The sequence below is a fragment of the Pedobacter sp. Leaf194 genome, from assembly GCF_001423945.1.
In the GTDB taxonomy this organism is placed as follows: Bacteria; Bacteroidota; Bacteroidia; order Sphingobacteriales; family Sphingobacteriaceae; genus Pedobacter.
The window spans coordinates 593,393-613,012 of the sequence record NZ_LMPU01000008.1; the positions used below are offsets into that span (position 1 = coordinate 593,393).

Genomic DNA, 19,620 nt, shown 5'->3' on the forward strand with positions numbered 1-19,620 from the left:
CTAACTTTTGAAGAAATTAAAGGTAAAATCTGCATAGTAACTGCGAATTAAAGGGAAACTTTTACCTGCGTATTTGAATAATTTTATTTTTCAAGATACTCAAGACAAACTCAACCATGAATAAAGTTTTTGTAAACGCACTGTTATTGTTATCCATTTTGTATTCTTCTGATATAAAAGCGCAAAACTATCTGCCCCAGTTTGCCGATAACAGGATAAAAGTTAAAAATGTAACTCCAATTAAAGCCTTTGCCTTCGATTTATCGGAAGTAAGCTTATTGGAAAGCACATTTAAAACGGCAATGAGAGCAGACGAAGCTTACCTGAAAATAATTGAGCCAGACAGGCTATTATCAGGCTTTAGAAAAAATGCCGGACTGGCGCCAAAAGCGGAAATGTATGGAGGATGGGAAAGTGATGGTTTGGCCGGCCACACCCTGGGGCACTATTTATCGGCAATATCCATGCAATACGCATCATCGAAAGACCCTGTATTTCTGCAAAAAGCTAACTATATAGTCGACCAGCTTGAAGAATGTCAGCAAGCAAGAAAAACCGGTTATATCGGGGCAATTCCAAAAGAAGATGCGATTTGGGCAGCAGTTGCAAAAGGAAACATAAAATCTGGTGGGTTTGACTTAAATGGAGGCTGGTCGCCATGGTATACCGTACACAAAATAATGGCTGGCTTGCTTGATGTTTACCTTTATACAGCCAACAAAAAAGCGCTGAATGAGTGCATTGGCATGGCAGACTGGACACAGAAAACAATTGGAGGTTTAAACGATGAATTGTTACAGAAGATGCTTTTTTGCGAATATGGTGGCATGGCCGACGCCTTGGTGAACTTATATTCGATTACTGCAAATAAAAAGTACCTCGATTTATCTTACAAGTTTTATGATAAACGAATTCTCGACCCGCTTGCAAACCAGCAAGACATTCTACCTGGAAAGCATTCGAATACGCAAATTCCGAAAATAATTGCAAGCGCCCGCAGGCACGAAATTACCGGCGATAAAAATGATAAAGCCATTGCAGATTTCTTTTGGAAAACGGTGGTTTACAACCATTCTTACGCAACCGGCGGCAATAGTAATTACGAATATTTAAGTGAGCCAAATAAGCTGAATGATAAACTAACGGAAAACACTACAGAAACCTGCAATACCTACAATATGCTTAAATTAACCGGGCATTTATTTGCAGAAAATCCATCAGCAGAGCTTTTCGATTTTTACGAAAAAGCACTTTACAACCACATTTTAGCTTCTCAAAACCATGATGATGGCATGATGTGTTATTTCGTACCGCTACGTATGGGTGGCAAAAAAGAGTATAGCGATAAGTTTAACACCTTTACCTGTTGTGTGGGTACAGGCATGGAAAACCATGTTAAGTATAATGAAAGCATTTATTTTAGAGGTAGCGATGGTAGTCTGTATGTGAATTTATTTATCCCATCAACACTTAACTGGAAAGCAAAGGGCATAAAAATTACACAGCAAACGCTTATCCCGCAGGGCGATAAAACAGTGCTGACGATTAATACGGCAAAAGCGGCGACGTTTGCGATAAAAATAAGGAAACCAAAATGGTCTGAAGGCGCTACCATTGCCATAAATGGCGAGTTGCAACAGTTAACAGCCGATAATACCGGCTATTTTGTTATCAACCGCAGCTGGAAAAATAATGACAAGATAACCTACACTACGCCAGAGCAGCTGCATACAGAAGCAATGCCCGATAACGCCGACCGGCGTGCTGTTTTTTATGGTCCGGTTTTATTGGCAGGGGTTTTAGGAACAACCGAGCCCGATCCGATTAAAGGCGTTCCGGTATTTGTAAGCGCTAACAACGACCCGAAAGATTGGCTAAGCGTGGTTAACCAGCAAGAACTAAAATTTCAAACGGTTAAAACTGCCCAGCCTCAGGAGGTTACCATGATTCCCTTTTACCAGACCAAAAATCAATATTACAGCGTTTACTGGGATGTTTTTACGCCAGAAAAATGGGTGGTGCAACAGAAGGTTTACGACGAACAAAAACGTAAACAAAAAGAACTTGAGGATAAAACAACTGATATTTTTCGGTTCGGAGAAATGCAACCTGAACGGGACCATAACTTTACTGCCGCAAAAGAAAGTATGGGCGAAGAACATGGTAAAAAATGGCGGCTGGCCGGTGAGGAAGGATTTCTTCAATTTGATGTTAAGGTAGATCCAAATACTCAAAACACCATTATCGCTTCTTATTGGGGAATGGATAACAGAGGCAGAATTTTCGATGTTTTGGTTGATGGCGTAAACATCGCTACTGAAAATTTGAATAAATATAAAGAAAGTCGTTTCTACGATGTTTCCTATAAAATTCCAACAGAAATTACCAAAGGAAAAAATAAGGTGACTGTTAAACTTTTTCCTAAGGCTAAAAACAATGCCGGCCCTATTTACGGGTTAAGGGTTGTTAAGGATAGCCTTTAACTTCCTGCTGGGAGATTTACGAAGTTTTACGCATTCAGCCGTTAACTTCGTAAATCTATTTTAAACAGAAAGAATTAATTACTTAACGAGTGTTACCTGAGTTGTGTTTTGTGTTGATAATTTTACTTCATAAGCGCCTCTTGCGCCAATCAAACCATCCTTTAACGAGTATTTACCCACGCCATCGATTTTTGCCGGCTGGCTTATTCGTACAACCGCCCGGTTTGTATGTTCATCAGCTTTGCTCAGGGTTACCTGAATCTCTCCGTTTGTAGCGTTATACGATAAAGCATCAATTGTGCCTGCATCTAAAGTTATCCAAAGCCCAGCGGGCGCTATATAAACTGCTGATTTTGCCGCAGTAGTAAGTTTTAAATCAATTGTTTTACCATGCTCAATCAGGTTTCCGCCGAAGGCAAGCCAGCCAAACTCCTTATGTTTTAAAAGATAAGTTGATGTGTTCACCGCGTAACCGAAAAAGCCTGAACCGTAATCGCCTGTAATGCCATCGTTTTTTAGCGTTGAAGGATAAGCGTGAAATGCAGCAGGGGCAAAACCATCTTTAGTGATGTTAGAAATTGAGCCCATTAAGCCACCATAGCCAGTTCTCAAAAGATAAAAATCTTCTGGATTTTTGCGATAATCCATTAGAACGGGAATTGCGTTCAAAGCCGAACCATAGTGGTGAATCATGCGCTCAATCCGCATTAATTTACCACCATATAAAAAATCCCAATACCTGCGGGCATTGCCATTGTATGCCCAATGCGGCACTACGGGCATGTAGGCAAGAATCGCATCAAGTGTAACTTTTGCCTTATCCTCGTAACCAAAATATTCAGACCACACATATACTTCTTCCTGCCCGGTTGAATCCCATGGCATTTCACTTCCAAAAGGATAATCGAGCGCCCGCCAATGGTTCGCACGCTTTTTCATCTCATTTTCAAGTTTGTCGGCTTCAGCCCTTAAACCTTCGTTTTTAAGATCGGTTAAAATAAGGTAGAAAACTGTTCCCTCCATTTGGCCAAACTGAGCGTAATAAGGCGCAATATTTACCATCGCCAAACCGGTTTCCGCGGCATCAATAAGGTGTTGTTTCCAGGTGCTTTCATCAACCAACCCCTGATGATTTCGGGCAAGGCGGTACATTACCCAATGTGCGGCGGCAACGTGAGGATAGTTATAAGAACGCCCCAAATCATCCGCTTCTTTTCTTGGCCATGCAGACCAGGTTTTGAAATTAATTTCTTTTGAATAGGTGTCTTTTGGCAATGAATCTGGTGCATAATAAAATAAACTTTTCCTTACACCATACTTTTTAGGCCCATCTTTAAGTTGGATACGGCCAAACATTACCGTATCAACAAACTGTTTCAGCTTGTCAATCTCATTCTTTTCTGGATGAACAAATTGTTTCATCATGGCGCCCAGCCAGGAGCCTGCCCCACCTTCATCACTCAAACCCGAAATCCATGCTCTGCTATCCTGAATAACCTGCTGTTGTTTTTCGTAATCGTAAGTAATTACAGACGGACTGCGTTTGAAAATCTTATCAGTTTTATCAAACCATTGTTTCGTTGTGAGAAAGTTGCCGTAGCTCGCTATCACGTCACTTTCAGGTTCGATAATTTTGTAATTTATGGTCTGCTCCAGTCCGTCGGCATAGGTAATACTTAGGCGTGCCCTCCCGGCATTGTTTCCTTTTACCGCATAACTTTTCCAGCGGTTTTTAGTTGTGCCAGCAGATTTTACGGTGAGTGAGTTTAAAGGGTACACGTTTATAGCGCTTATTTTTTTGCCGTAGTTGATGAATAATCTGGCATCTACATCTTTGGCAATTACATAACCGGGAACCGACATTGCTACAGGCTTCTTATTTTCAATAAGCTTACTTTCAATGTCTTTTGCCGTTCCTGATAAAATAAACTGAAGTCCATAACTTTTCGTTTCGCCGGGCTTTAAAACTATTGAAGTTGGGCTGTTCCATTCATCCACACCTTTCCATTCCGTTTCGGCGTAAGCTTTACTGTAAACCATCCATTCGTAAAACCCTTCAAATGCAATTCCGCGAGGTGTTTTATCATCGTTTAATGGATTGTAAGCCTCAAAAGGTGTTTTTCCATACGGCGCTACAATTAATGATGGGGCGTGTCCGCTTAGCCTGGTTACCTGCAGGTAGCCTGCATCTTTACCAATATAAGGGTCATAAAATACATTTTTTGCATGCGTTTGCTCAAGCGTCCGTCCTTCCAGAATATTATCGAATATCATAGGGATGCCGAGTGCACCTATTTCCACATTACGCCGGGTTTTATTAGAGATTTCAAAACGCAACACCAGTTTTCCGCCTACCATTTCCCAAATCCTTTTTATAGATAATGGCATATCGGCAGGCATTGTTGGGGCTAAATCGGCTGCCGCCAGCGTTTTAGGTATTGCTATATTTTTTACCGCAACACGTTTCCCCGCGGTACTGTAGCTTTTCCAGGCTGTATCATCGCTGGTTCTTAACCTCAGGTTGATATCGCCTAAATGATAAAGCCCGTCAGAACTTCTAACCTTAAGGCTATCGCTGGGTACAAAATCAAAATCTTTAACGGTTTTTGGCGCCAAGCCAGCAACTGTTTGCGAAGCTTTGACCAGCTTAAGATTAAAATCGCCGGCATCGAAAGTAGAGAAACCTTGCTCAAGCCCTAAGGTTGATGGTTTTTTACCAAGGGCGACCCAGGGAGACTGGGCGAATATTTTGCCGCTGCTCATCATGATAAGCAGCAAACCGAAGCCCGCTTTTAGTACAAGTTTTTTAGTCATTTTGCTCGAAAGGTTTGTGGTAATCAAAAATAAACTTAAAAAGGTAAAGGGAAGGCGATTGGCAAAAACAGGGCAAAATCTGCCAATATTTGATTTACGGCAAAATTGTAACGCTGGGCTAGCCTCCTTCGCCCACAATTTGCAGCATTTTAAAATAGCAGAAAATAATAAACGTTTAATTAACATTTATTATTTTAATTTTTACATTTACATATAGATTCTTCGCAACCTACCTGTTTCGGTCGAACACCAGAACGAATGGAACAAAAGAAACTCCTCTAACCAAAATATTCATGATAAAAAAATTTATTTGCCTTTCAGCATTACTTATTTCGACTTTTAAATTTGTAAGTGCTCAAACTGAATATTCGGTAAAAAGCCCAAATCAGGAGCTGAGTGTAAAGGTTTCAGTTAAAAACAACGTACTTTTTTATAATGTGAGCAGAAAATCCGAATTGGTTTTACAAAACTCCTCACTTGGTTTGGTTAGAGCTGATGGCAATTTCTCTTTAGGCTTAAAGCTTATTTCAGTTTCGAAAAGCGAGTTGGTTAAAGATAGTTATACATTAAAAAATGGCAAACGACTGCTTAATAATTATGCAGCCAATAAAGTTGTGTTGCATCTGGCAAACAAACCTGGCAAAAAAATGGATGTAATTTTTCAGGTTTCAAATGATGGTGTTGCTTTCCGTTACTATTTTCCGGATGGTGATGCGGGCGTTAAAAACATAATTGAGGAAAAAACATCGTTCCATTTCTCCACGGAAACAAAAGCCTGGATGCAACCCATGTCTGTAGCGAAATCTGGTTGGGAGCATACCAATCCATCTTACGAAGAATTTTATGAAAAAGAAATTTCGGTTGGGACACCTTCGCCATCTCCTGCAGGCTGGGTTTTCCCCGCACTTTTTAAATACAAAGAAAACTGGGTAGTGGTTTCAGAAACCGGCCTTGATGAGCACTATTGTGCCACCAGGCTCAAGCAAAATGCAGAAGATGGCAATTATCAAATTGGCTTTCCTGATGAAAAAGAAACCTTTGCCGGGCAAAATGTAAACCCCGAATCGAAGTTGCCTTGGTTTACACCCTGGAGAATTATAGCAATTGGAAGTTTAAAAACCGTAACCGAATCTACCTTGGGCACAGATTTAGCTTACCCGGCAAAAAAGAATATAAACCCCAATCTGTTCAATACAGGCAAGGCTTCCTGGAGCTGGATTATGCTTAAAGATAATTCTATCGTGTATGATGTGCAAAAGCGATACATCGATTTTGCCGCTGATATGAAATGGGAATATTGCCTTATCGACGTAGATTGGGATACGAAAATTGGTTATGAGAAAATGGGTGAACTTGCTGCTTATGCGAAGCAGAGAAACGTAGGCCTGATTTTGTGGTACAACTCTTCAGGCGATTGGAACACCGTAAAATATACACCAAGAAATAAACTTTTAACGCATGAAAATCGCTTAAAGGAATTTGCGATTTTGGAAAAAATGGGCATCAAAGGGATAAAAGTAGATTTTTTTGGAGGCGATGGCCAACCGATGATTAAATACTACTTTGAAATTTTAGAAGATGCTGCAAAATTTGGGCTTAATGTAAACTGCCATGGCGCAACATTACCGCGTGGCTGGCAGCGTACTTACCCTAATTTAGTTACCATGGAATCTATCAAGGGCATGGAGGCAGTAACTTTTGAGCAAAAAAACGCTGACGAAGAACCCATGCATGCAACCACAATACCTTTTACGCGAAACGTGTTCGACCCGATGGATTTTACCCCAATGAACCTGACTAAAATCCCCAATATAAAACGGAAAACAACAGCTGCATTTGAGTTGGCTTTGTCGGTTGTGTTTCAATCCGGCATACAACATTTTGCCGAATCTCCGGATGGTATGGCCCAGGTTCCGGATTATGTAAAAGCCTATTTACAAGGGCTACCTTCCTCGTGGACAGATACCAGATTGCTGGACGGTTACCCCGGAAAGTTCGTGGTAATGGCGAGAAAAGCAAACTCAAAGTGGTACATCGCCGGATTAAATGGCGAAGCTAATGCTAAAACTATTCAACTAAATTTAAAAGACTTTGGCTCTAGAAAAGCAACAATATTTGCTGACGACTCAGCGCTAACATCATTTGAAACAAAAGAACTTCAGCTGGACAAAACCCCTGTTGAAATGAAAGCTTACGGTGGTTTTGTAATTGTTGTTGAATAAATCGAAAAATCTTAATTATGGCATACTGTAAACGACATTTTTTAACGGCTTCACTTGTTTACCTTTCATTTCAAGGCTTTTCGCAAGAAAAATTGGCCGTTTCGAAGGGCAATCCAATCATTACAAATAAGTATACTGCAGATCCGGCTGCGTTTGTATATGGCGATTCTGTTTATTTGTACACCGGGCATGATGTTGCGCCAAAATCGAAAAACGATTACGAAATGCACGAATGGCTTTGTTACTCGTCTGCAGATATGGTTAACTGGAAAGAACATAAATCGCCCCTCAATGTAAAAGATTTTGCCTGGGCAAAAGATGATGCCTGGGCTTCGCAGGTAATTGAACGAAACGGCAAATTTTACTGGTATGTGGCAACAGAACATGGAAGCATAAAGGGAAAATCAATAGGCGTTGCTGTGGCCGATAACCCACGCGGGCCTTTTAAAGATGCTTTGGGAAAAGCTTTGATTACAAATAACATGACCACCGCTGTAGACATTACCTGGGATGATATTGACCCAACAGTAATTATTGATGACGACGGGCAGGCATATTTATTTTGGGGAAATCAACGCTGCTACTACGCTAAATTAAAAGCTAATATGATTGAACTGGATGGAGAAATTAAAACCATATCCGTTCCGGAGTTTACAGAAGCACCCTGGGTACACAAGCATAAAAACTGGTATTATTTATCGTATGCATCGGGCTTCCCCGAAAAAATAGTTTACGCGATGAGCAAGAGCATTAATGGCCCATGGGATTACAAAGGGATATTAAACGAAATTGCCGGTAACTCAAATACCAACCATCAATCCATTATCGATTTCAAAGGAAAATCGTATTTTATTTACCACAACGGAGCGATTAACAATGATGGTGGCAGCTACCGGAGATCAGTATGTATAGACGATTTACACTACAATAACGATGGCACCATAAAAAGAATTATCATGACAACCGAAGGGGTACGTAAGGTGCGCTGAAACGGGTTATACTAGTCGATAGCAACTATTTTATTGAACTTCGTTTCCGTATCTACAGGCGCATCCGCCGGATAAGTTTTATAATTTACGGTAAGTACAAAGTTTTTTATGTTGAATTTGCCTTTATCGAACCAGGTGTAATTAACGGGAGTCGTAACAGAACCCGAAGCCTGCTTTTCTGTCTGTTCCGTAAGCTTTGCGGTGAGGTTGTCACCATCAGCGACATATTTACCGGTTAATTTTAAACTCCAGTCTGCAAACTGGCTCATTTTAATCAAAATCGTAATTTTATTACCGGGTTCAAAAATCAATACACGGTTGTATCCTGTCGATACTTCTTGCCAGGTGCCTGTTAAAGCGTCTTTTGATAAGTTTTCAATGCCATTTTTCTTGCACGAAATCATTGTTACAGAGAGGGAGAGCAACAGCATCAATGTAGTTAAATATCTTTTCATCATTTTACTTTGTTAATTTTTGATATAACGGTTGTACAAGTTAAAACGCTACAGAAGCGAGTATTTATCAGGAAATATCTTCGTTTTCCATCCCAGCTTCGAGTCTTCGTAACTCGGCGTCCATATCGAGCATGGCCATCTCTTGTTTGGCAATAAGCTCCCGGCAGGCCGCAAGCTGGTTTCTTAACTCAAGTATTTCCCTTTGCAGTTCGAGCATGCTTTTACCCGTTTCTTCCTGCATTTTTCGCAACTCAAGGCGTTTCATAAAACCACCTTCACTGAGGAAAATTTCCAGTCCGGATTGCTTACCTATCAATGCCGGCAAAGGGTGGCCGTGAACTTCACCAATAAGCATAATCAGGTTTAATTGATTAAGTAAATGAAGATATTCGGATGCTAAAATGGCATTCCCCCTGAAAATATGCAGAACGCGATCTGTTTTGATATACTCTTCGTACTTAAATTCCTGAAGTATTCTATCCAAAAGTTCGCATTTCGCTGCCGTCAGATTTACGGGAAACTTATCCATTTAAAGGTTAATTTTTGGGGACGATAATTTAGTAAGTTAAAGCTAACTTTACAGGAAATAAATATATAAATTATTTATTTACAGGATGAATTTTTTAGGCGTTAAGGAAATCAGGCAATTACGCCTTCTTTCCATGCCTCTCACCAGAATAAAAATCCCTTATTTTGATATTTGTTTTAAACCAATAAAAGAAAATAGATATCAATGAACCAAGTCATCAATCCAAAACCATTAACACGCCGAATTTATGTTTAAATTGTTACAGGACTTAAAGCCCGTAGTGCGAAAAAATTCGGTTAATTCGATACATTAGCCTTCCAAATTATTCTGGCATGAAAAAATTATTTATACTCTTCTTTTTTAGTGCATTAACACTTTCATTAACAGCACAAACAACCGTTAACCGCAATGCTGATATTGAAACCATGGTTAAAACGGTAAACGCAGACTCCTTAAAATCATACATCACCAAAATGGTGTCGTTTGGAACGAGAAGTACGATAAGCGACACAAAAAGCAAAAGCAAAGGAATTGGTGCCGCCAGAAACTGGGTGGTAAGTAAGTTTAGTCAGTTTGCTAAGCAAGGCGATGGAAGATTAACCGCTTTTTTAGATACGGTTACCATTAAGCCTGACGGAAAACGTGTTGACCAGCAAATCGTTTTGGGAAACGCAGTAGCCATCTTAAAAGGAACAAATCCGGAAGATAAAAGGGTTTTCGTAGTAAGCGGGCATTTAGACAGTCGCGTTACCGACGTGATGAACCGCGTTAGTGATGCACCGGGGGCAAATGATGATGGAAGTGGTGTGGCTGGCGTGATCGAGGCCGCCCGCATTATGAGCCGGTTCAAATTCGGTGCAACCATTATTTTTGTTGCAGTAAGTGGTGAGGAACAATCGCTACTTGGCTCGGGTTTTATGGCTGCCAAAGCGAAAAAAGAAGGTTGGAATATAGAAGCCATGTTAAACAACGACATGATTGGAAGCAACAATGCAAGCGAAACTCAAATTATAGACAATACCAAGCTCAGGGTTTTTAGTGAAGGCTTACCAAGCTTCGAGTTGGACAAGAATGCGAAAAACATTCGCCAGCTGGGCCTGGAAAACGACGGCAAAAGCCGGCAGCTGGCACGCTATGTAAAAGAAATCGGCGAGCGATATGTAGACCATTTAGAAGTTAAGCTAATTTACCGTAACGACAGGTTTCTTCGCGGCGGCGACCATACACCATTTGTTGAAAACGGATTTGCTGCCGTTAGATTAACCGAAATGAACGAAAATTTTGATCACCAGCATCAGGATTTAAGAACTGAAAAAGGTGTAAAATATGGCGACTTAATCGAATTTATGGACTTTGAATATTTAAGAAAAAATACAGCAGTAAATATCGCCGTACTTGCCAATCTTGCAAAAGCACCAATGGTTCCGGCAGAGGTAAAAGTTGACGTAAAAAACCTAAGCAACTCCACATTTTTGTATTGGAAATCGCCGGCGGCTGGCGTTAAAGGCTTTTTCGTCTTAATGCGTGAAACAAGTAGTCCTGTTTGGGAAAAGAAATTCTTTACTACCGCTAAAGAGTTGCGTTTGCCTTATAGCAAAGACAATTATTTATTTGCGGTGCAAAGTGTAGGTATTGATGATAGTGAGAGTTTACCTGTGGTGCCTACCGTGGGCCGATAGCTGGAACATTTGCATTTTACCGTCGTTTCACTTCAAATTATGAAATTCAAACCCTTAGCTTTTATCCTAAATATTGCCCTAACTTTGAGTATTGGCGCATTAGGCGGTTGGGCGACTGCAAAGTCGGTTCAAACCTGGTACCCAACACTTAACAAGCCTTCTTTTAATCCGCCAAACTGGTTATTTGCCCCGGTATGGACATCACTCTACCTTTTAATGGGCATAGCTGCATACCTAGTTTGGATAAAAAGGGATACAATAACACATTTTCCACGCACTGTAGCCATTTACCTTATTCAGTTAATCCTCAATCTGGCCTGGTCATTTATATTTTTTTATCTACACGAAATCGGTTTCGCCTTATTCGAAATACTAATTTTATTGGTTGTTATTATTGTAAATGCCTTAATGTTCTATAAAATTAATAAATGGGCGGGGCTAATATTCATTCTCTACATCCTTTGGGTAAGTTTTGCATCATTTTTAACATATAACATTTTCTTACTGAACTAAATTTTAAAAGAAAACCTTATTTTTAGAATGTGGTAGCTTTTAAAAGATTCTTGCTGATGCTTTTGATTTTTTGCTGTGTCCAATTGCATGCGCAAAAGGTTGGCCTTGTATTCAGTGGCGGCGGCGCGAAAGGTTTAGCACATATTGGCACACTAAAAGCCCTGGAAGAAAATCACATACCGATTGATTACATTACCGGTACTTCGATGGGCGGTATTGTAGGTGCAATGTATGCTGCCGGATATTCGCCAGCGCAGATAGAAAAAATCGCCACAAGCGATGACTTTCAAAATTGGGTAAACGGCAGATACACCAGCGATTACACTTATTTTTTCGAAAAAAATGCACCCAATGCCTCTATGCTGGCAGCAAAAGTTGCTATCGATACTGGTTTCCATTTCAGTTTCCGCTCCAATCTAATAAATGATATACCACTAAATTTTGCATTCTTAGAACTTTTTTCGCAGGCATCGGCCGCATCGAAAGATAACTTCGATAATCTTTTTATTCCTTACCGATGCATGGTAGCCGATGTACTTTCGCAAAAAAGCATAACCGTTAGCAAGGGCAGTTTGGCAGAAGCAGTGCGGGCAACCATGACTGTTCCCATTATTTACCGGCCGATAAAGCTCGATGGAAAATATGTTTTTGATGGTGGCCTGTACAATAATTTCCCGGTAGATATTATGGAAAGGGATTTCAAACCTGATTACATTATCGGCGCCAATGTTTCTTCGAAAACCTATAATGAGTATCCTAAAAATAATGATGATCGTTTGATGAATCGTTTTTTGGTATTTATGTTCCTGTCCAAATCAGACTCTACAATGGTTGGGAAAAACGGCGTCTATATCCAGCCAGATTTGACGGGCTACAGCGTTACTAATTTTACGCCGGTAGAAGATTTAATAAAAAAAGGTTACGATGCAACAATGGCCGATATGGACCGCATTAAGGCTTTGATAAGCAACCGGGTTACAGACGAAGAGCTGGAAAAAAGAAGGGCAAAATTTAACAGCAAAAAACCAGATTTAGTGTTCAGCAATATAACGGTAAGCGGCGTAAATGAGCCGCAAAAACGTTATGTAGAACGGCTTTTTAAAAGTGATAAAAAAACGTTCAACTTACAGGATATTAAACGAGGTTATTATAAGCTTGTTGCCGACCAGACTTTCGAAACCATTTACCCGAAAATTGTTTATCAACCAACAACAGATAGCTATACTTTTGAAGTTGTGGCCCAGCCGAAAAAAAGCTTTAAGCTGGATTTGGGTGGCAACATATCAACCAGGCCAATAAGCAATGTCTTTTTGGGGGTGCAATACAATTACTTAAACCGTAAATCGTATACGTTTGGCACGAGTTTTTATTCGGGCCGTTTTTACGAATCTGTTCAGGTAAGCGGCCGAATCGATTACCCAACAAAACTGCCTTTGTTTGTGGGTGCAGAGCTTACTTACAACCACTGGAATTTTTATAACACCAGCCAGATTTTTATCGAAAACCCACGTCCTATTTATATTGAGCAGGCAGACAGAAAGATAGACCTGATGATGGGCGTTCCGCTAAATTACAATACCAAGGTTGTGCTACATTCATCGTTTATCAACAACAACGATCGTTACAGTCCTAACAATACTTTTGCGGTAGGCGATTTCCTTGACCAAACGATTTTTAATGGTTTTAAAGGTGCTCTGAATTTAGAGAAAAACTCATTAAACCGGAAACAATACGCCAGTCGTGGGCAGCGCTTTTTACTCAGCTTCAATTTCACAACTGGAAGGGAAAACTACAATCCGGGCAACATTTTCCGAAACACTGTTCCAGCGAATACAATTAAGCCTTCAAGTCATTTGAGGCAATGGGTTGGTGTAAAACTTACTCAGGAAAATTATTTTCTTCACCTAAAAAAATACACACTGGGTTATCTGGTCGAAGGCGTAATTTCAAATCAACCTTTGTTCAATAACTATTATTCAACATTGCTTGCCTCACCTGCATTTTACCCTTTGCAGGATAGCCGGTCATTGTTTCTGGATAAATTCAGGGCTTCTACATACGCCGCCGGAGGGTTGAAAAACGTATTCAGTTTTAGAAAAAACCTCGACATTAGGCTGGAAGGTTATCTTTTCCTCCCACATAAGGAATACGAGCTCGATAACCTGCAAGATGTTGTATACGCGAAAGCGATAACGAAGATTAGGTATGCAGGCACCGCAGGCTTAGTTTACCACACGCCGGTTGGCCCTGTAAGTTTAAGTTATAACTTATATAACGATGCGATTAAAAGAAATGGTGTATTATTGCATATTGGCTATTTAATTTACAACAAACGTTCTATAGAATGAAACGAGGAATTATCTTAATTTTTATTTGCCTAACAGGCTATTTCGGCTTTGCTCAAACGGCGGCCATTAATAACTTTATCGTTAAAGAAAACCTGCTAAAAAATAATAAGCTTGCAATTATTGCTGCAGATTCCCTTGATGTACCGAATGAAAATATAAACGGAATTTACACTTTCAGTGTTAGTGGTTTTACCCAAAGCTTAAAATTTAATGATGGGATTGCTGTGCTGCCGCTACCAATAGAACGTTCTACCTTCATCTACTTAAAACATCAGAACGACTCTGGCACACACAGTAAACTGGTTTATGTTTACAAAAAAGATGCAGATTTAACACCATATCCAATCAACAGCCTTTGGTTATTCATCATCCCAATTGTACTGGTTATTTTGGCCTTCGCATTTCGCAAGCTCATCATATTTGCAGTAATTATTTTTCTGGCTTTTGTATATTTTAATCACAGTAGTGGGTTAAATATTGCCACTTTCTTCGAAAGTATTTTTGATGGCCTGAAAAACCTGTTTTAGCTAAATAAGCGGGAAGATTTTAAACGCTCTGCAATTCTAACCGAAAATTTTAAGCTTTTGCAGACTAAAAAGGCATACCTATGCCAAAATTATATTGAAGAAAACGGTAGGTATCTGGGCCATGTGTTGCGTTATAAGTGTTTTTGAAATCCCTGCCGCCAGATAGAAATTTGCCGATTACCCATTGGTCGGAACCCGAGAATTGTGGATCTTTAAGCTTTAGGCCAATGTCGAATCTGAAAACAAAGTATTGTACATCGTAGCGTAAACCAATTCCGGTTCCAATTGCAAGCTGTTGCACAAGCCTGCTTAATTTAAACATCTTTTCTTCTCCATCGCTGGCATTTAAATTCCAAACATTGCCATAATCTACAAAAGCAGCGCCTTTAAGCGAGGCACCGAAAAATTTCTTGAGCAGCATATATCTGTATTCCAGGTTACCTTCAATTCGCATTTCGCCGAGTTGATCTAAACCAAAAAGTGCTTTTCTGAGTGCATTTCCAACAGAATCGGTTCCGAGCGTTTCTCTATTGTAATTACCCGGGCCAATTGTTCTGGCCTGCCAGGCTCTGATGCCGCTTGAACCACCTGCAAAAAACTTCTTTTCGAAAGGCATTCCAACCAAACGGGAATTACCGTATGCATAACCAACGCCGACGTTTAAACGGGCAACAAACTGCCGGTCGCCGCCCAAATGCTTGTAATACCTGACATCAGCCTCTGGCCTTATGTATTGAGTAAATGGCAAGCCTAAAAATTTGGCTTGCTCACCTTTGTCTATATCTACTTTTTTGCCCGAAAGATTAGAAACCAGTTGCAACATGTTCCCAGCCATGTCCATAGCACCTCTAAAGTAAATGAAGGATCTAAGCTGATTTAACTTGTCGCCATTTAAGGTATAGTTGTATTTCATGCCGAGCGTAAAATCTTTCCTGTCTAGCAATGTTGCATAATAAACATTGCTTACAAATGCACTGTCGCTAATTTTATCGCGTTCAAGGTTTCCAAACCGATACTCAAAATTTAGAGGTGTAAATGAGTGCAGTTTCGACTTGGTTTCAACCCAATCGTAAGTAATTGAGTTGATGAAAATCCTTCGTACCGAAACATCCTTTTGTAAGGCATAAATATAACTTGTCGAAAACGTGGTATGTGGCATTCCGTTCGCACCCAAAACAGGGTTATAAAAAGGAATCATCAATCGTGGAACGCTGATGCTTGAACTTATCGAAAAATCTCGCTGATAAATATCGCTGAAAGGAGAAGCGCCATTTCCAATTCTGGATTGCAAACCGCCTTTAACCTGCAATTCGAATCGCTCTGCGCCCCTAAAAAAGTTATTATTTGTATAAGTATTGCTCAGGGTAAAGCCTACTGTACCTCCGTTAAACGGCACCTCGCCTTCTACACGATTGCTCATTACCTTCTGCGGCGTTAACAAAATTATGGGATTTATTTTGTTTGATGTACTGTCCTGATTGTAATAATCTATTTTAACATTTTTAAAGATGTTTAATTCATAGAGCCTGTCGTAGGTAAGATTTTCATTCCTTATATCATACATTTCGCCCCTCTTCAAAAAATCATACCTGAGTATCGGGTTTCGACGGTAACGTTTAGATAAATCGGTAAAAGAAACGCCACGGGTGGTATCTCTGTTTACATAGTTTCGAAGTGAATCCGGAAAACCATCAGGACTTGGGGCAATAATCATGTAAGTGGTGCCAATATTATATTGCTTATGGTTTCCTGATGGAGGATTGGTTACGTTCAGCCTTAAATCAACCTTTTTCACATCAGTAGTTTCAATAACATCAAAATTTATGTAAGGTCGGAGAAAGTAAAAATATCCGTTCTCTTTCATTACCCGGTAAATCTGCTCTCTTTCATACGATAATGAATCAGAGTCATATTGCATGCCCGGGCGCAGGTGTGTAAATTTCGACTTTTCAGCATGATAAATGCCTTTGATATTTGGTGTGTAAATCGAGTCGGAAAGTTTACCGATAAAAGATGTACGACCAGGATCTGCCTTAAACTTAACTTCTGCCTTTTTATCTTTTACTTTTATATCAGAGGTAACCTTCGCCTGAAAGTACCCCTTCCCTTTTAAAAACTTTTCTATCTGTGTTCTGGATATTTCCACCAGCGTACTATCCAGAATTGAAGGGGGCGTACCAAAAGGCTTAATATCTGTAGTTTTATAGCGGCCATCTTTGGTGTTAAACAGATTATACAGCGGAACATTAATACTAAAAGGTGATGATGGGCGAATATCTTTCTGAACATAGTTATAAGCCTGCTCTTCAAACTTGGCATCGATGCTATCGATGGTAACCTTTTTAACTATCGATTGGTAATCAGGAATGTATTTAGTTGATGAGCAGGCCTGCATTAAAACAATAATAAATAGTAATATTGCAGGGCTTTTCAGTTTAGAACATTTAAAGGATTTGTATGCTTTCAAAATCTCAGATTAGTTTTATTAAGTCGTTACATCAAAAAAAATACCGTAAAGAAAATGGATTATTTCTGGTTGAAGGTATAAAATCAATTAAAGAATTTATACAATCTCCTTACCGCATACACACTATTTTTTACCTTAGCGAACACTCCGGTTTGTTACCCAAATTACCAGCAAATATAAACTTATTTGAGGTAAACAACGTTGAATTGGGTAAGATTAGTACTTTACAAACCCCGCAAGGTTTTTTAGCCGTTGTTCATCTACCGGAAAGTAAGCCGGCTGATTTGCAAAACCTGAGGAATCAGTTTACAATTGTGTTGGATGGCGTGCAAGACCCGGGCAATATGGGTACAATTATTAGAACCGCTGATTGGTTTGGTTTTAAAAACATTATTTGCTCGGAAGATTGCGTAGAAGTTTTCAACCCAAAAACAGTTCAGGCAACCATGGGTTCACTTGCCCGCGTAAACGTTCATTATAATGATTTGAACGCACTTTTAGAAAACAATCAGATTCCGGTTTTTGGTGCCTTGCTTGAGGGCGAGTCTATTTATCATACCGACTGGAAAAAGGAGGGTTTAATTATTTTAGGTAACGAAGGGAAAGGAATTTCGGCTGATGTGATGAACAAGATTACTAAACCTGTTACCATACCGCGGTTTGGCGAGGCAGAATCGCTAAATGTTGCCGTTAGTGCTGCTATTTTTTGCTCGGAAATCGCCAGGACGCAAAATTAAATCGCATTAAATATTCATTTATATTTGCGGGCTAACTAATAATTGCTATTTTTGCAGCCTTGAATTTAAGGGTCGAGTGGCCGAGTGGCTAGGCAGAGGTCTGCAAAACCTTCTACAGCGGTTCGAATCCGCTCTCGACCTCCATTTGTACAAATAAAATAATTAAAAGGTTATTACCATGGCAGTTACCAGATTAAAAAGAAAAGACAGAAGAAATAAAAATACAGCTCACCAAGAGGTAGATTTTTTAAAAAGAGCAACTAACGTTGAGTTAGGAAGTCGCTCTGCACAACCTAAAAACGATCAATTAGCTAAAAACAACGCTGTTTTAGCTGCTTTGGCAAAATAGTTTTAGATTTTCTTCTAAAAAATTTAAGCATCCTTCTGATCAAAGGATGCTTTTTTTTGTGTTCAAAATGCTGAGAAATAAATAAATTTGGAAACAGAAATTTTGAGCGAATATGAATCTTCACGAAACTCTTGCAGAATTACAATCACTCGCCGACGAAAAAGTTCGTAAGCAACACTTAAAGAATGGTGCCAGGGAAAATCTTTATGGCGTTAAAATGGGCGACATCAGAAACCTGGCGAAGAAAATAAAAGTAAACCATGCTTTAGCACTTCAGCTTTGGGAAACTGGAAACATAGATGCCAGAATGCTTGCGATTCTCATCCTCGAACCAAAAAAATTGTCAACGCAGGAGATTGAGCAAATGGTTTCCTCAGAAAACTTCGCCTGGGCGGCAGATTGGTTCTACAATTACGTAATTAAAGATTTACCCAACAAAGAACAATTTAGGGAAAAATGGATGAATTCTGACGATACAATGCTTGCCCGTGCGGGCTGGAGCCTGATGAGTGGCAGAATTGTTAGAGCGCCACAAGGTATTGATATCGACAAAACTTTAAAACGGATAGAGTTAGACATGGCAGATGCAGCGCCTGAGGTTCAGTGGACCATGAACACCACCCTGGCTCAAATTGGAATTAATCATCCGCATTACCGTGATCAGGCTTTGGCAATCGGCGAAAAACTCGGAATTTACCGCGACTATCCGGTTTCAAAAGGCTGTACATCACCTTTCGCACCCATATGGATTAACGCCATCGCGGCCAGAAGTAAATAAATCTTCACCAACGGACTACAACTAAATAGAATAAAATAAATTTTTATACCTTTAGAACAAATCATTCTCCTATAGCCATCCCAGGTGTTTACAACTGCTTTTAAATAGCTAAACTAAATAAATAAATATGGCAACAGTAAATGTTTACTTAACATTTGATGGCAATTGTGAAGAAGCCTTCAAATTTTATCAATCGGTTTTCGGCGGTGAATTCCCTTATATCGGCAGGTTTAAAGATATGCCACAGGAGGATCCGAATTGCGAACCAATGAATGCGGCAGATGGCAATAAAATTATGCATGTAACCCTGCCAATTAGCAAGGAAACCTGCTTAATGGGTAGCGATACAGGCGGCGAATGGGCTTCTCAGTTTCAAAAGGGAAATAACTTTTCGATTTCAATAAACGCTGAAAGTAAGGTTGAGGCAGATAACCTTTTTAATTCCCTTTCAGCAGGCGGACAGGTAACCATGGCTTTGAATAAAACTTTCTGGGGTGCTTACTTTGGTATGTTTGTAGATAAGTTTGGCATTGCCTGGATGGTTAATTTCGATGAGCAACCCGCCACGTCATAAATAAAATTGATCGTAAAAGTAATTTATAATTTAAAAGGCAACCCATAGTACACTGCCCCCAAAAAGTTAGACACTTATTGGGGGCATTTTTATGAACAAGAAGTATGATGCGGCTTTTAAAGTCGAAGTTGTTAAAGAACATTTAGAGGGCGATTC

General features: G+C 39.8%; 15 protein-coding genes and 1 tRNA gene. 12 read left to right on the forward strand and 4 right to left on the reverse strand.

The genetic code is table 11. The annotated features are described in order from the left end of the window. Positions 1–116: 116 nt before the first annotated feature. Complete coding sequence (locus tag ASG14_RS10200) at positions 117–2,483, forward strand: glycoside hydrolase family 127 protein (RefSeq protein ID WP_056870938.1); 2,367 nt, start codon at positions 117–119, stop codon at positions 2,481–2,483. A 78-nt stretch (positions 2,484–2,561) separates the two neighbouring features. Here the strand turns inward: ASG14_RS10200 and ASG14_RS10205 are convergent, their stop codons facing one another. Then, a complete protein-coding gene (locus ASG14_RS10205) occupies positions 2,562–5,297 on the reverse strand; it encodes a DUF5695 domain-containing protein (protein ID WP_056870939.1) in 2,736 nt (911 codons plus the stop codon). Between the two features lie 293 nt (positions 5,298–5,590). On the opposite strand from ASG14_RS10205, the gene ASG14_RS10215 reads away from it, so the two are divergent. Together ASG14_RS10215 and ASG14_RS10220 are read left to right on the forward strand one after the other, a co-directional pair. Continuing rightward, positions 5,591–7,519, forward strand: a complete 1,929-nt coding sequence (locus ASG14_RS10215; protein ID WP_056870941.1) for a glycoside hydrolase family 97 protein — start codon at positions 5,591–5,593, stop codon at positions 7,517–7,519. 17 nt (positions 7,520–7,536) lie between these two features. Further along, entirely contained in the window at positions 7,537–8,508 is a 972-nt protein-coding gene (locus tag ASG14_RS10220) for a glycoside hydrolase family 43 protein (protein WP_056870942.1), read from the forward strand. An 11-nt stretch (positions 8,509–8,519) separates the two neighbouring features. On the opposite strand, the gene ASG14_RS10225 is transcribed toward ASG14_RS10220, so the two are convergent. Together ASG14_RS10225 and ASG14_RS10230 are read right to left on the reverse strand one after the other, a co-directional pair. Next, complete coding sequence (locus ASG14_RS10225) at positions 8,520–8,966, reverse strand: hypothetical protein (RefSeq protein ID WP_157274894.1); 447 nt, start codon at positions 8,964–8,966, stop codon at positions 8,520–8,522. Between the two features lie 64 nt (positions 8,967–9,030). Then, the gene (locus tag ASG14_RS10230; protein WP_056870944.1) at positions 9,031–9,492 is read right to left on the reverse strand and encodes a hypothetical protein; all 462 of its coding nucleotides are present in this window, start codon (positions 9,490–9,492) and stop codon (positions 9,031–9,033) included. A 332-nt stretch (positions 9,493–9,824) separates the two neighbouring features. Between ASG14_RS10230 and ASG14_RS10235 the strand changes: the two genes are divergently transcribed. Genes ASG14_RS10235 through ASG14_RS10250 form a run of 4 tightly spaced genes read left to right on the forward strand, consistent with a single transcriptional unit; the run spans position 9,825 to position 14,559 of the window. Next, positions 9,825–11,171 carry a M20/M25/M40 family metallo-hydrolase gene (locus ASG14_RS10235; RefSeq protein WP_056870945.1) on the forward strand — a complete coding sequence of 449 codons (1,347 nt, stop codon included), beginning with the start codon at positions 9,825–9,827 and terminating at the stop codon, positions 11,169–11,171. A 39-nt stretch (positions 11,172–11,210) separates the two neighbouring features. Further along, complete coding sequence (locus tag ASG14_RS10240) at positions 11,211–11,684, forward strand: TspO/MBR family protein (RefSeq protein WP_056870946.1); 474 nt, start codon at positions 11,211–11,213, stop codon at positions 11,682–11,684. Between the two features lie 56 nt (positions 11,685–11,740). After that, complete coding sequence (locus ASG14_RS10245) at positions 11,741–14,032, forward strand: patatin-like phospholipase family protein (protein ID WP_056870947.1); 2,292 nt, start codon at positions 11,741–11,743, stop codon at positions 14,030–14,032. After that, positions 14,029–14,559 carry a hypothetical protein gene (locus tag ASG14_RS10250; RefSeq protein ID WP_056870948.1) on the forward strand — a complete coding sequence of 177 codons (531 nt, stop codon included), beginning with the start codon at positions 14,029–14,031 and terminating at the stop codon, positions 14,557–14,559. The genes ASG14_RS10245 and ASG14_RS10250 overlap by 4 nt, the downstream gene beginning before the upstream one ends. 64 nt (positions 14,560–14,623) lie before the next feature. On the opposite strand, the gene ASG14_RS10255 is transcribed toward ASG14_RS10250, so the two are convergent. Beyond that, entirely contained in the window at positions 14,624–17,026 is a 2,403-nt protein-coding gene (locus ASG14_RS10255; protein WP_056870949.1) for a BamA/TamA family outer membrane protein, read from the reverse strand. Here ASG14_RS10255 and ASG14_RS10260 point away from each other — a divergent pair. From ASG14_RS10260 to ASG14_RS10280, 5 genes are all read left to right on the forward strand, one after another. Continuing rightward, a complete protein-coding gene (locus tag ASG14_RS10260) occupies positions 17,017–17,763 on the forward strand; it encodes an RNA methyltransferase (protein ID WP_056870950.1) in 747 nt (248 codons plus the stop codon). The two genes, ASG14_RS10255 and ASG14_RS10260, sit on opposite strands and share 10 nt — an antisense overlap. A 70-nt stretch (positions 17,764–17,833) precedes the next feature. Continuing rightward, a tRNA-Cys gene (locus tag ASG14_RS10265) sits at positions 17,834–17,907 on the forward strand. Between the two features lie 34 nt (positions 17,908–17,941). Further along, positions 17,942–18,112, forward strand: a complete 171-nt coding sequence (locus ASG14_RS10270; protein ID WP_056870951.1) for a hypothetical protein — start codon at positions 17,942–17,944, stop codon at positions 18,110–18,112. A gap of 112 nt (positions 18,113–18,224) precedes the next feature. Continuing rightward, the gene (locus tag ASG14_RS10275) at positions 18,225–18,890 is read left to right on the forward strand and encodes a DNA alkylation repair protein (RefSeq protein ID WP_056870952.1); all 666 of its coding nucleotides are present in this window, start codon (positions 18,225–18,227) and stop codon (positions 18,888–18,890) included. A 127-nt stretch (positions 18,891–19,017) separates the two neighbouring features. Then, on the forward strand, positions 19,018–19,464 hold the full coding sequence (locus ASG14_RS10280; RefSeq protein ID WP_056870953.1) for a VOC family protein: 447 nt from the start codon (positions 19,018–19,020) through the stop codon (positions 19,462–19,464). The last annotated feature ends 156 nt before the right edge of the window (positions 19,465–19,620 follow it).